This is a genomic window from Halopolyspora algeriensis (assembly GCF_003337235.1).
Classification (GTDB): Bacteria; Actinomycetota; Actinomycetes; order Mycobacteriales; family Pseudonocardiaceae; genus Haloactinomyces; species Haloactinomyces algeriensis.
The window spans coordinates 1-12,900 of record NZ_QPJC01000017.1 but is presented as its reverse complement, the minus strand read 5'-3'; the positions used below and the strand labels follow the sequence as shown (position 1 = coordinate 12,900).

At 69.8% G+C, this 12,900-nt stretch carries 15 protein-coding genes; 6 read left to right on the top strand and 9 right to left on the bottom strand.

Translation table 11 applies throughout. From position 1 onward, the window contains the following. Positions 1 to 95: 95 nt before the first annotated feature. On the top strand, positions 96 to 635 hold the full coding sequence (locus DFQ14_RS19755) for a GtrA family protein (RefSeq protein ID WP_114454836.1): 540 nt from the start codon (positions 96 to 98) through the stop codon (positions 633 to 635). Between the two features lie 29 nt (positions 636 to 664). Here DFQ14_RS19755 and DFQ14_RS19750 read toward each other — a convergent pair whose 3' ends face one another. After that, positions 665 to 1,939, bottom strand: coding sequence for an ATP-binding protein (locus DFQ14_RS19750; protein ID WP_114454835.1), 1,275 nt, complete (start codon positions 1,937 to 1,939; stop codon positions 665 to 667). 16 nt (positions 1,940 to 1,955) lie between these two features. After that, positions 1,956 to 2,630, bottom strand: coding sequence for a response regulator transcription factor (locus DFQ14_RS19745; protein WP_114454834.1), 675 nt, complete (start codon positions 2,628 to 2,630; stop codon positions 1,956 to 1,958). A gap of 175 nt (positions 2,631 to 2,805) precedes the next feature. On the opposite strand from DFQ14_RS19745, the gene hisN reads away from it, so the two are divergent. Next, the gene (gene hisN, locus DFQ14_RS19740; RefSeq protein WP_246195785.1) at positions 2,806 to 3,600 is read left to right on the top strand and encodes a histidinol-phosphatase; all 795 of its coding nucleotides are present in this window, start codon (positions 2,806 to 2,808) and stop codon (positions 3,598 to 3,600) included. 24 nt (positions 3,601 to 3,624) lie between these two features. Here hisN and DFQ14_RS19735 read toward each other — a convergent pair whose 3' ends face one another. From DFQ14_RS19735 to DFQ14_RS19710, 6 genes are all read right to left on the bottom strand, one after another. Next, entirely contained in the window at positions 3,625 to 3,927 is a 303-nt protein-coding gene (locus DFQ14_RS19735; protein WP_114454832.1) for a hypothetical protein, read from the bottom strand. Then, positions 3,924 to 4,703: a TNT domain-containing protein gene (locus tag DFQ14_RS19730; RefSeq protein ID WP_114454831.1), complete on the bottom strand. Its 780-nt coding sequence runs from the start codon at positions 4,701 to 4,703 to the stop codon at positions 3,924 to 3,926. The genes DFQ14_RS19735 and DFQ14_RS19730 overlap by 4 nt, the downstream gene beginning before the upstream one ends. A gap of 588 nt (positions 4,704 to 5,291) precedes the next feature. Continuing rightward, on the bottom strand, positions 5,292 to 5,996 hold the full coding sequence (locus tag DFQ14_RS19725; RefSeq protein WP_114454830.1) for an adenosylcobinamide amidohydrolase: 705 nt from the start codon (positions 5,994 to 5,996) through the stop codon (positions 5,292 to 5,294). Continuing rightward, the gene (locus DFQ14_RS19720; protein ID WP_114454829.1) at positions 5,993 to 6,943 is read right to left on the bottom strand and encodes a hydroxymethylglutaryl-CoA lyase; all 951 of its coding nucleotides are present in this window, start codon (positions 6,941 to 6,943) and stop codon (positions 5,993 to 5,995) included. The genes DFQ14_RS19725 and DFQ14_RS19720 overlap by 4 nt, the downstream gene beginning before the upstream one ends. Before the next feature lie 7 nt (positions 6,944 to 6,950). Next, complete coding sequence (locus DFQ14_RS19715) at positions 6,951 to 7,487, bottom strand: PH domain-containing protein (protein WP_114454869.1); 537 nt, start codon at positions 7,485 to 7,487, stop codon at positions 6,951 to 6,953. Between the two features lie 110 nt (positions 7,488 to 7,597). Continuing rightward, positions 7,598 to 8,431 (bottom strand): biotin--[acetyl-CoA-carboxylase] ligase, encoded by an 834-nt coding sequence (locus DFQ14_RS19710; RefSeq protein WP_114454828.1) that lies wholly within the window; start codon positions 8,429 to 8,431, stop codon positions 7,598 to 7,600. Between the two features lie 173 nt (positions 8,432 to 8,604). Here DFQ14_RS19710 and DFQ14_RS19705 point away from each other — a divergent pair, with 173 nt between their 5' ends. Further along, on the top strand, positions 8,605 to 10,242 hold the full coding sequence (locus DFQ14_RS19705) for an acyl-CoA carboxylase subunit beta (protein WP_114454868.1): 1,638 nt from the start codon (positions 8,605 to 8,607) through the stop codon (positions 10,240 to 10,242). 40 nt (positions 10,243 to 10,282) lie between these two features. Further along, the gene (locus tag DFQ14_RS19700; RefSeq protein ID WP_114454827.1) at positions 10,283 to 10,546 is read left to right on the top strand and encodes an acyl-CoA carboxylase epsilon subunit; all 264 of its coding nucleotides are present in this window, start codon (positions 10,283 to 10,285) and stop codon (positions 10,544 to 10,546) included. A gap of 43 nt (positions 10,547 to 10,589) precedes the next feature. On the opposite strand, the gene DFQ14_RS19695 is transcribed toward DFQ14_RS19700, so the two are convergent. Beyond that, entirely contained in the window at positions 10,590 to 11,888 is a 1,299-nt protein-coding gene (locus DFQ14_RS19695) for an aminodeoxychorismate synthase component I (RefSeq protein ID WP_114454826.1), read from the bottom strand. Positions 11,889 to 11,977: 89 nt separating this feature from the next. Between DFQ14_RS19695 and DFQ14_RS19690 the strand changes: the two genes are divergently transcribed. Both DFQ14_RS19690 and DFQ14_RS19685 read left to right on the top strand, forming a co-directional pair. Then, a complete protein-coding gene (locus DFQ14_RS19690; RefSeq protein WP_114454825.1) occupies positions 11,978 to 12,622 on the top strand; it encodes a Maf family protein in 645 nt (214 codons plus the stop codon). A gap of 190 nt (positions 12,623 to 12,812) precedes the next feature. Next, positions 12,813 to 12,900: biotin carboxylase N-terminal domain-containing protein (locus tag DFQ14_RS19685; RefSeq protein ID WP_420810200.1), on the top strand; the 88-nt coding region annotated here is incomplete at its 3' end.

The window sequence follows — 12,900 nt, the reverse complement described above, 5'->3', positions numbered from 1 at the left end:
ACACGGTGCGCTTTCGCGATGGCCGTGCCACGAGAAGGCCTCCGACGGACCGCGGTCACCACAGGGCACCGGGCCCGGTCCGTAGAATCGGGAGTGTGTCCGTCGTCGATTCGGTGCTCACGCGTATCCCTCAGACTTACCACGACGTGGCGATCAGGTACCGCGAGTTGCTCAAGTTCGGGGCCGTCGGCGCGATCACCTTCTTCATCGACACGGCCATCTTCTACGCCCTGAAATGGACCGTTCTCGTTCCCAAGCCGGTCACCGCCAAGGTGTTCGCCGTGCTCGTGGCCACCATCGTGTCCTACATACTCAACCGCGAATGGGCCTTCCGGACACGCGGCGGGCGGGAGCGCCACCACGAGGCCTCGCTGTACTTCCTCGTCAGCGGCATCGCCGTGGGGCTGTACGCGGCTCCGCTGTGGATCTCACGCTACGTGCTGCACCTGCAGACGCCCTACACCGGCAGACTGGTGCAGGAGATCGCGGACTTCACCTCCGGGCAGATCATCGGCCTCCTACTCGGCATGGCATTCCGCTGGTGGGCGTTTCGGCGGTGGGTCTTTCCCGACGATGCCCGGCAGCAGCGAGGCGATTCCCGGACGGTCCGTACCGAGAGAACCCCGGCCGGTTGAGGCATCCGGACGCCGGGCGAACCGGCCGCTCAGCGGGGTGTGGAGTCGGCCTCCCACGGCACACCGAGAATGTCGTCCGCGCGCGCCACGGGCAGGAAAAGCTCGAACATCGCAGGTCGTGCCGAACGCAGCTCCAGGCGGCCACCATCCGCCTCGACGAGCGCCCGCGCCAGAGCCAGGCCCACCCCGGTCGAGCCTCCCACCGAGAAACCCCGGTCGAAGACGTGCGGGACAAGCTGCTCCGGAACTCCCGGCCCGTTGTCACCGACCTCCACGAGAACCGTGCCGCTGCCATGCCGGGCCGCCAGCGTGACCATTCCCTCTCCGTGGCGCAGGGCGTTGTCCAGCAGCACTCCGATGGCCTCACGCAGGCGAGCCGGTGTGGCCCGCGCCAGCAGTCCCCCCTCGACACGCAACCGCAACGTGCGCCCCTCGGCCCGCAGCAGTTCCCGCCACTCCTCGGCGACAGCACCGAGTTCGGCGGACACATCGAGCGGTTCGGCGTCCTTGGCCCGTGCCGCTGTGGCGGCGGCGAGCAGGTCATCCAGTACCCCGGACAGCCGCTCGGCCTGCTCGAGAGCCGCAGAAGCCTCCTCGGCGGTCACCGCGTCCTCGGTATCCGCGAGCGCCTCCAGCCGCAGCTGAAGCGCCGTGAGGCGGCTGCGGAGCTGGTGTGAGACGTCCCCGACGAGTTCCCGCTCCCGCTGGACGAGGTGCGACAGCGCGGCCCCCGATGCGTCGAGGGCGTCGGCGACACGGTCGAGCTCGGGTACCCCGTGCCGGATCGGATCCGCCCGGAAATCACCCGCACCGAGCCTGCTCGCGCGGTCCGCGACATGTCGCAGCGGGGCGGCGAGTCTGCGCGCCGTCAGGATCGCCACGAACGTCCCCGTCCCCGTGGACAGCACGGCCAGCAGCAGCACCACACCGGCCACCTGCAACTGCAGGGTTCGCATCGGGCCGCTCGGAGCGGCGAGCCGGACGCTACCGCTCTGCACCATGGACACGGTCTCCACAATGGGATCGGTCCCCGGAGCGGGGCCGTAGACATGCCTCCTGCCGCGTATGTGCACCGTCAACCGCGCGTCCTCCGGCACCACGAGCCGGACATCGGCCAGGTTGATCGGTCTTCCCTCCGCGACCTGCTCGTCCAGCCGGGTGGCGATCTGCTGAGCCCGGGTCGACAGATCACTGCGGGTGATGTCCGCCACGAGTCTCAACGCGCTGAACCCGAGGGGCAGGCCCAGCACCAGCGTCGTCACCGCGACCGCGAGCAGAGTCGCCTGCAACACTCGTTTGCGCATGGTCGGCGAGCCGCCGTCAGTCGGCGTTGAAGCGGAAGCCGACGCCGCGCACCGTGGCGATGCGCTGCTCATCGGTCCGGCCGTTGCCGTCACCGAGCTTCCGCCGCAGCCAGGAGATGTGCATGTCCAGTGTCTTGCTGCCCTTCCGGGCCGGTTCGGGCCAGACCTTGGAGAGGATCTCCTCCCGAGTCACGACCTGCCCGGCATGCTGCATCAGCACCCGCAGGAGTTCGAATTCCTTGTTGGCCAACTGCACCTCGTTCTCGTCGACCAGCACCCGGCGCGCGGTGAGCTCCAGCCGCACCCCGCCGGCTTCCAGGTTCTCCGGCGAGCCCCGCCGCAGCAGCGCACGGATCCGGGCCAGCAGTTCGGCCAGCCGGAACGGCTTGGCGACGTAGTCGTCGGCACCGGCGTCGAGCCCGACCACGAAGTCGACCTCGTCGGTGCGAGCGGTGAGCATGAGCACCGGGACACCCCTGCCCTGCGTACGCAGCCTGCGGCACACCTCCAGTCCGTCCATGCCGGGAAGCCCGAGATCCAGCACCAGCAGGTCCACTTCGCCCGACGCGGCTTCCTGCAGCGTCGCGGGGCCGTCCTCGAGTACCTGCACCGAGTAGCCCTCTCGCTGCAGCGCCCTGGACAGGGGCACCGCAATGGCTGGATCGTCCTCGGCCAGCAGTACTACGCTCACGCATCCCAGCGTAGATGCCGCAGCACCCGGCTCTCGCTCACACACCGGCTCTTCGCCGCGTCCGCTCGAAAAGCCACACGGCCAAGAGACCGGCCCGCCCCGGCACGGCGATCCGGTCGGCAAGAGCCCACGGGGCCGCCCGAGCTTCCCTTGCGGTCGCTCTACAGTGCTGGGCGTGACGACCACTGACGACCTCGAACTCGCCCTCCGGCTCGCCGACCGCGCCGATGCGATCACCTCCGCCCGATTCCGTGCTCGAGACCTGGGCGTGCACCGCAAACCCGACCGGACACCGGTCACCGACGCCGACATCGCCGTCGAGGACGCGGTGCGCGAGGTCCTCACCGAGCAACGCCCGGCCGACGTCGTGGCCGGTGAGGAACGCGGGGGCACCGTGGGTGAAGGACGTGCCTGGGTGCTCGACCCGATCGACGGGACGAAGAACTTCCTGCGTGGCCTACCGGCGTGGGCGAGCCTGATCGCACTCGTCGAGGACGGCCGACCCGCAGTGGGTGTGATCAGCGCCCCCGCACTACAACGTCGCTGGTGGGCCGCCGCCGGTTCGGGCGCCTGGAGCGCGCACGCCGCAGGCGAGCCCGGCCGGATCGCGGTGTCGGGAGTCCGCGATCTCGCGGATGCCTACGTGTCGACGACGAACCTCGGCGAGTGGGTGCGGCAGCACTCGCGGGAGGCCTACCTGCGGCTGGTCGACGCGTGCTGGGAGAACCGCGCGTTCGGCGACTTCTGGCACCACTGCCTGGTGGCCGAGGGCACGATCGACCTGGCGGCCGAACCGGTCGTCAACCCGTGGGACGTCGCAGCCGTGCAGGTCCTCGTCGAGGAGGCCGGAGGGACCTTCACCGACCTGGCGGGCAGGGCCCGGTACGACGGCGGCAACGCCCTGTCGTCGAACGGGCATCTGCACTCCACCGCGCTGCGGTTGCTCGATGTTTCCGCACAGCAGCCGTGACAGGCGGTCCCCGCCGGACGTCGCTCACCACTGCACGGGTGTCCCGTTCGGCGGGGTGCTCGAGAGATCGACGGGCCCGACGACTCCGCGCAGCGCCTGCGTCCAGGTGAGCCTGCCGAACAGGTAGAAGCAGGCCACCTGCTCGCTGGAGAAACGTGCCCAGTCGTAGCGGTTGCCCTGTTCGCGCCAGAACACCTCCCACACGGGCCCGCCATCGGTGTCCTCACGCAGCAGGCACCAGGCATCGTCGGACTCGGTGCCCACCGAAACCACGCTCGCAGGCACCCCCATCGTCTCGAGCCATCCGACCACGGAATCGACGTTCACGGCACCTCCTGCTTCGCATGCACCGGAACGTCCCTCGGCTCGCGCTCCGGCTCCACGGCTCCGCCCCGCCCGACATCGATACGCACCGTCGAGGTTTCCGGACGGCCGTCTCCGCACGCATCCCCGTCACCCGGCAACTCGGCGAGGTAGCCCATCGCCATCAACTCGACAACCGGGTGGGTCACCCGATACCGGCTTCCGCCACCGGGCTGAGCGAACCACGCCGCCGTGCTCGTCCGCCAGACGGGTAGCGACCGCAGCACGCGATAGCGGCCGTACGCACGCTTCCGATACTCGGGAGGCAGGCACCGGCGGGCGAAAGCGGTCCCCGCGGCAGCCAGGATCCGGCCCGCCTCGCCACCGAGACGGTCCACGACGGTGCCGGGTTCCAGGACGATCGCCTCTGCGGGCTCCACACCCCCTTCCGGCAAGCCCGCCGAGGCAGGCCACACGTACTCGCGGTCCGTGCCGGGCGAGCCGGCTCGGGCGACGTACGTACGCTCCCATTCGATCTCGCCGAGCTCTCCGAGCGGGTCGTAGCCGGTGACGAGGTCCTCCGGAACCTGCCGGTTCCCCGCTGCAGGCGAGTTCCTCCGGGCAGCATCTGCCCCGCCCACGCCGGCACGCGCCCGTGCGAGGGCACCGGTATCGGCGATCAACTCCGCCCGGGGATGGTCCCGGACCCCCCGGTCGCCGCCGGCCTCGGGAGGGGACCACTGCCTGCTCGGCCTGCTCGCCGCGACCGGCATGTAACCGAGGGGGAACTGGTGCAGCACGAAAGCGACGACGGCGGGATCGCGCTCACCTTTCCGCCCGGGGCGCCGGGCCGTGCCGGGCTGCCCGCCCGGTGCCGGTCGAGGCGGCGCCGCAGGTGGTGCACCGGGACGGAACGCCGCAGGCGGTGACTGCGGCGGCCGGGCAGAGGCGGGTGGTGGGCCATACACCGACCCTGGGGGCCGGGGAGGCGGTGCGGAGGGGAGGCCACCGGTCGGGACGGGCCGAGCCGGGGGCGGCTGCCCCGGTGGCTGCTGCGTCGATCCCGGTACCGAGCCGGCGGCGAATCCCTGCGCCCCGGCCCCACCGGACGCCCACGGCGCTGCCGGGGCCCGGTGCACGGCTTGCGGGGTGGTCACCGACCCCGCATCCTCACCGGGCGTACCCGAAACATCCGCGCCTTCCGGCGGTGGGGTGGACCCCGGTGTCGCGCCGGCCACGCCGGTACCCGCACCGGGCGGTGACCATCCTCCGGCCTGCGCAACCGCCGCACTCGAAACCGGCCCCGTGTGCTCGCCACCAGCGGTCCGAGCCACCCGGGTTTGTGCGGAGGGAAGGTTCCCGTCCCGCTTGGGCACGACCGCACCTCCTCAGTCGCAGTCCCGGTATCGGGGGTTGTCGACCCGCAAGCCCGCCGTGATCGCCGCGTGCGCGGTCCGGGCGAGTGCCGAGCCGACACGGGAACGGGGGCCACCGTAGGATTCGGCATCACCATCGAGCGGGCACAGCACCACCGTCGCATCGGTACAGGTACCCGTACCTTCGACACCCGCCTGCACCAGCGCCTGCGCCTTCGCCTCGGCCACGGTGGCCACGGCGTTGATCAGGGCCGCTTCGCTCAAACGCACCGGTGACCAGCACAGCGCGTTGATCGTGCCCGGCTGGGAAGTGTGCTCGTCGGCGGACACGGGTGCCTCGGCAGCCCAGATCGGGAACCCGACACCGGTCGTGACGGTCGCCTGCACACCGCTGTCGATCGAGGTCACCTCGTGACGGACGTCGACGGCGGTGAGCATCCCGACACCGTTCCCGGTCAGGCCGAGTTCACCGGCCATCTCCGTCACGTGCTCGGCCGGGTCGCTCCGGTCGTAGCCGGAGCCGACCGTGGCATTGAGAACCCATCGCCGCTGCCCGATGCCACCACCGTGGGGCGCCGACGACGCCGCCAGCCAGGACCGGCCACCACGCCACACCAGCACCGGCCGCTCCTGCACCCTGTGCAGCGCCACCCCGTGCAGGGACGCCGCACCGCGCAGGGTGCTCTCGTACAAGGAACGCCCGCTGGAGGGGGTCATCGGGCCAGCGCCTTGACGACAGCCGACGGGCTGGGTCTTCCGAGCTGCCCGGCCATCCACACGCTGGTGTCGACGAGGGCCCGCAGATCGACCCCGTGCCGGATACCGAGCCCGTCCAGCATCCAGACCAGATCCTCGGTGGCGAGGTTGCCGGTGGCCGAACCGGCGTACGGACACCCGCCCAGACCGCCCGCCGAGGCATCCACCGTGGAAACGCCGAGACGGAGTGCGGCACAGGTGTTGCTCAGCGCCTGGCCGTAGGTGTCGTGGAAATGCACCGCCAACCGATGCAGCGGCACGCCCGCTGCCACGAAGGCCCGGATCACCGTCTCGACATGGCCGGGGGTGGCCACGCCGATGGTGTCGCCGAGGGAAAGTTGACCGCAGCCCATGTCGAGGAGCCGCTTGCCCACCGAGACGACCTGGTCAACGGCGACCGGCCCCTCCCAGGGATCACCGAAGACCATCGACACGTACCCCCGCACGTTCAGACCTTCCGTCACCGCACGCCGCACGACGGGATCGAACATGGCGAACTGCTCGTCCAGACCGCGGTTGAGGTTGCGACGGGTGAACGTCTCCGTGGCGGAGGCGAAGATCGCGACGTCGTGCACTCCGGAGGCCAGTGCGCGGTCCAGTCCCCGCTCGTTCGGCACCAGCACGGGGTAGCGCACCCCGTCGACCCGGCTCAGCCCGTCGAGAACCTCCGCGGCGTCGGCGAGCTGCGGCACCCACTTGGGATGGACGAAACTTGTGGTCTCCACCACCGGCAGCCCCGCATCGGCCAGCCGGTTCAGGAATTCGAGCTTGACGGCCGGCGGCACGACCTCGCTCTCGTTCTGCAAGCCGTCCCTGGGACCCACCTCCCAGATCGTGACCTCATCCGGCATGTCCTCGGTCTCGGGCGAGGGCACCTCACCCGGAAGACCCAGTTCCCGCGCATCCATTCGGTAATCAATCTCCTTCTTCCCACCGGGGTCTCGGATCCCGGCGGTGTCGATCCTCCTCGGATCCCTCGTTGACCTCGCGGTACAGCAGCGCGTGCACACGCTCCACACCGGGGATGTCGTCGAACTCCAGCGGCTCGTCCGAAGCGGACTCGACGATCAGCGTGCCGCTGCCGAGTACGCGGTCCACGAGACCGTGTCGAAAGCGCACGCTGTTGATCCGCGACATCGGGATGTCGATTCCGGAGCGGGTGAACACCCCCTCCCGCACCATCAGACGATGGCTGGTGACGACGAAATGCGTGGTGTTCCACCGCAGCAGTGGGGCCAGAGTCAGCCCGAGGATCACGCTTCCACCGATGACCCCCAGTGTGATCCAGACGGGAACCTGCCAGGACGTTCCCATGGCCAACGCGGCCAAGTAGGTCCCACCGCCGACCACGCCGAGGAACACCAGTACCGGCACGACGAGCATCTTCCAGTGCGGATGCCGGTGCACGACCACGTGCTCGTCCGCACCGAGCAGGTCATCAGGGTAGGCCACCGGATCCCTCCTGAAGCCGGTGCGGAGCGGGTACCCGATCACGTTACCGGCCGTACCCTCCCCACCGCCGTGTCCACCGAGCAATCCCCACCACCGATGCGGTGATGGGATCACTCCGCGGTCGGACGCAGGTGCACCACATCACCGGCCGACACCGGTGTCCGGACACCCGTGGCCGCCCGGACCACCAGGCGGCCGCTCGTGTCGACATCGGCGGCCGTACCGGACAGCGGTTCACCGCTTCCGAACTCCACCCGTACCTGCCGCTCGAGCGTGTCGCACAGTCTCCGGTAGCGGTCGAGCAGCCCACCGCCCTCGGCGGCGCCCGCGTGTTCCCGCCACAACTGCTCGGCCTCGGCCAGTGACTCCAGCGTGCGCGCCGCGAATTCCTCGCGGTCGAGGTGGGCACCTTCGGCGGCCAGCGACGTCGCCGGAAGGCCACCCGCCCCGGTGGGCAGGTCCTTCACGTCGTGGTGCACGTTGACGCCGATACCGAGCACGATCGCCATGCCGTCGAGGGTCGAAACACCCTCGGCGAGGATGCCCGCGGCCTTACGCCGGTCCTCGCCGAGCAGGAGGTCGTTCGGCCACTTCAGGCCGGTGGCGACATCGGTCATCTCGCCGACCGTCTCGGCGAGGGCCACACCGGCGACCAACGGCAGCCACGACAGCGCCGAGCGAGCCACCACCGGACGCAGCAGGATGCTCATGTGCAGGCCGTAGCAGGGCGGCGACACCCACGAGCGCTGCATCCGCCCCCGGCCCGCCTGCTGTTCCTCCGCGATCAGCACCGTCCGGTCCGCGGCGCCCCCGGCGGCCTCCGCGACCAGGTCCGTGTTGGTCGAACCGGTCACGGGCACGACATCCACCGCGCTGTAGGGACCGTTGTCGACCAGTCGGGCACGGAGCTTGTCGGCGTTGAGCGGTGTCGGCGTCGTCGTCACGCTCCAAGGCTACGAGCTTCGGTGGGCCGGACCGCACCGGACCTGGACCCATCGTGGGTGAGGTCGGCGACCCCGGCCCGAGCGACTGGCTCCCGACGAGACATTCGAGCGAGTGACGTGTGTCACCGCACGCCTCTTCGTGCATGGCGGCCACGCTGGCTAGGCTGCCGGGCATGAGCAGTGCGACCGAACCGATCGGTGAGCCGCCCGCCGGTGAACCGGACATTCACACCACCGCAGGCAAGCTCGCCGACCTGTACCGGCGCAACCACGAGGCCGTGCACGCCGGTTCCGAGCGAGCAGTGGAAAAGCAGCATGCCAAGGGCAAGAAAACCGCCCGCGAGCGGATCGACATGTTGCTGGATCCCGGCTCGTTCATCGAACTCGACGAGCACGCCCGGCACCGGTCGACGAACTTCGGGATGGAGGATTCCCGCCCGTACGGCGACGGTGTGGTGACCGGATACGGCACGATCGACGGCCGCCAGGTGTGCGTGTTCTCGCAGGACTTCACCGTGTTCGGGGGAAGCCTGGGCGAGGTCTTCGGCGAGAAGATCGTCAAGGTGATGGACCTGGCTCTGAAGACGGGGTGCCCGCTGATCGGCATCAACGACTCCGGAGGTGCGCGCATCCAGGAGGGTGTGGCCGCTCTCGGGTTGTACGCCGAGATCTTCAAGCGCAACACCCACGCCTCGGGAGTGATCCCGCAGATTTCGCTGATCATGGGCCCGTGCGCGGGCGGGGCGGTCTACTCCCCGGCGATCACGGACTTCACCGTCATGGTCGACGAGACCTCGCACATGTTCATCACCGGCCCCGACGTGATCAAGACCGTCACCGGCGAGGACGTCACCTTCGAGGAGCTGGGCGGGGCCACCACGCACAACGCCACCTCGGGCAATGCGCACTACCTGGCCACCGACGAGGACGATGCGATCTCCTACGTGCAGGAACTGCTGTCGTTCCTGCCGCCGAACAACCTCTCGGAGCCGCCCGTTTTCGAGGCCGCCTCCGAGGAGGGCACGGTCGCCGAGTCGGTCACCGACGCCGACGCCGAGCTGGACACGCTGATCCCGGACTCGCCGAACCAGCCGTACGACATGCACGAGGTGCTCACCCGCGTCCTCGACGACGGCGAGTTCTGCGAGGTCTCGGCCCGGTTCGCGGGCAACATCGTGGTCGGCTACGGCCGCATCGAGGGACACAGTGTCGGTATCGTGGCCAACCAGCCCACCCAGCTGGCAGGCACGCTCGACATCGACGCCAGCGAGAAAGCCGCTCGATTCGTGCGCACCTGCGATGCGTTCAACATCCCGGTGGTGACCTTCGTCGACGTGCCCGGTTTCCTGCCCGGCACCGACCAGGAGTGGAACGGCATCATCCGCCGCGGGGCCAAACTGCTGTACGCCTACGCCGAGGCCACCGTGCCGTTGGCCACGGTCATCACCCGCAAGGCCTACGGCGGGGCCTACGACGTGATGGGATCCAAGCACCTCGGCGCCGACATCAACCTGGCCTGGCCCACCGCGCAGATCGCGGTGATGGGCGCCCAGGGTGCGGCCAACATCCTCTACCGGAAGCAACTGACCGAGGCCGCCGAGAAGGGCGAGGACGTCGAGGCCCTGCGGGCCGAGCTGCAGCAGGAGTACGAGGACACCCTGGCCAATCCCTACGTCGCCGCCGAACGCGGCTATGTCGACTCGGTCATCCCCCCGTCGCACACCCGCGGCCACCTGGCCCGCAGCTTGCGCATGCTGCGCAACAAACGGGACAGCCTGCCCGCCAAGAAGCACGGCAACATCCCGCTGTAGCAAATCCCCGCGGCAGAATCGTGAGTGCGAGAAGGCATCCATGAGTGACGAGAACACCCCCCACGACGAGCCGCAACGGCCGGTGCTGCGCATCGTGCGCGGCGATCCCGACGAGGCCGAGATCGCCGCGCTCACCGCCGCACTGACCGGTGCCGCCGCAGCCAACGCCGCCGCGGCCACCACACCACGGCCGCAGCGCCTGTCCATGTGGGCCGACCGCTCCGCGGCCCTGCGTCATCCCGGCGGCAGGCGCCCGCTGCACCCCGGCCCCAACGCTTGGCGCGCCTCCACGCTGCCGGGATGAGAAACGGCCGCGGCGAATGCGCCGCCGGTCACCGGCGATGCGTTCACCGCGCGTCGAGCAGCGACAACAGCGGGGCGGCCTTGGTCAGGCACTCCTGCCATTCCCGCTCCGGGTCGGAATCCGCGGTGATCCCCCCTCCGACGCCGAAACGCACGGTTCCCCGGGTGTACTCCAGCGTCCGGATGGCCACGTTGAGTTCGACACCGGCCACCGGTGACGCCATTCCGACAGCGCCGCAGTAGACCTCGCGCGGCTCGGATTCGAGACCGGCGATGACCTCCAAGGCGCGTACCTTCGGGGCTCCCGTCACCGAGGCCGGTGGGAACGTGGCGTCCAGCAGCACCGAGTTCGGCACGCGTTCGGCGACTTCGGCCCGCACCTCGGACACCAGGTGCCACACCCCCGGGTGCGGTTGCACTTCCAGCAGGCGGGGCGTGGTGACACGGCCGGTCTCGGCGATCCGGCCCAGATCATTGCGGGCCATGTCGACGATCATGACGTTCTCCGCCACGTCCTTGGTGGATTCCCGCAGGAGTTGCGCGTTGTCGTCATCCTCGGGGCCGCGCCGGGGCGTCGTTCCCTTGATCGGGCTGCTGCGAACCACGTGGCCGTGCCGGGACAGGAACAGCTCGGGCGACAGCGAGGCCACCGCACCCCGCTCGTTCGCCACGTAGGCGGCCCGCGCGGGACCGAACCGCGCACTGCCCACCGCGAACAGCTCCAGAGGGTCCCCGTCGAACGGCAGGGAGAACCGGCTGCAGATGTTGGCCTGGAAGATCTCACCGGCTGCGATCTCGTCGATACAGCCGCGCACAGCCTTGCGATGCTGCCCGGATTCCGGTCCCGCTACCGGCCCGGCCGACCACGCCGGCTCCTGCGGGGACGGGGCGGCAGACACCAATGCGCCGAGCTCGTCCAGCAGCTCCCGGGACGGTTCCGCGGTACCGATCGCCTCGAACCACCACTGTCCGTCCGGATCACGACGCAGCACGCGATCGACCCAGCCCCAGGCGGCCTGCGGCAGGCTGCTCCCCGTGGGAAAGCGCCCCGGATCGGTCAACCCGTATCCCAGGTAGCCGATCCAGCCACCGCCGACGGCACCCGCCGGGGCGGATGCCTGCCGGGCGGACATCTGCGGTTGATCGTCGAGAGTCGCGAACGCCTTCGCCGCATCGACGCCGGCGACCCGCACCGAGGGAGCCAGCACAGCACTGCCGCCGAACCAGTCTCCGGTCAACGCGGCAGGAGGCGGCAGCCCGCGGCGACGCGCACGATCCCCGAGGCGCCGCAACACGTGTTCCGCACTCGCGGTGCCCTCCACCGGCCGAACGAAGAGTCGCACCGATCCAGTATGACGGCCGAGCCGTTCACCATCCGGATCCGGCAGGTACGTGCTCTTGCCCGCCCGGGGCAACGACTACAGTCACGAGGGTGCGTTTCGTTCTCGCTTCCGCCTCACCGGCCCGCCTGTCCGTCCTGCGCTCCGCCGGAATCGAACCGCTCGTACGAGTTTCCGGCATCGACGAGGACGCCGTGGCAGCGGCACTGACCGATCCCACCCCGAGCGAAATCGTGACCGCTCTCGCCGAGAGCAAGGCCGAAGCCGTGGTCCCGGCCGTCGCGGACGAGGTACCGGATGCGGTGATCGTCGGCTGCGACTCGATGCTGTCGACCGCGGGGGAACACGGGCCGGAGGTCGCGGGCAAGCCCGCTACCGCCGAGGTGGCGACGCAGCGCTGGAAACGGATGGCGGGCGGTACGGGCGAACTGCTCACCGGCCACGCGGTCGTGCGACTGCGCGACGGGAGGGTCGAAGCCCGTACCCGCGATCACCTGTCGACCACCGTGCGATTCGCCGAACCGACCGACGCAGAGCTCGATGCCTACATCGCCACCGGCGAACCACTGAAGGTGGCGGGCGGTTTCACACTGGACGGTTTCGGCGGGTGGTTCGTCGACGGGGTGGACGGCGACCCGTCCAGCGTGCTCGGCATCAGCCTGCCCCTGACCCGCGAACTGCTCCGGCAGGTGGATGTGAGTGTCCTCTCACTGTGGGAATCGCACACCACGAGCTGACGCACCCACCACAGGTGGAAAGCCTGCGGCGAGGCTTTTCGCGCTCATCGGCCACAGCGGCGTACGGTCACACTTCACCGGGCGGCAACTGGCCACAATATGGCGACGAACACTTAGACTTTGCATCGATTCCCGGTGTCGTAACAGGAGGTACGGGGTGCCCGAGCAAGACTCGACCGCCCATGCGCGATTGCGCAAGGTGTTGGTGGCGAATCGCGGTGAGATTGCGGTGCGGGTGGTGCGGGCCTGCGCCGATGAGGGGATTGCCAGTGTGGCGG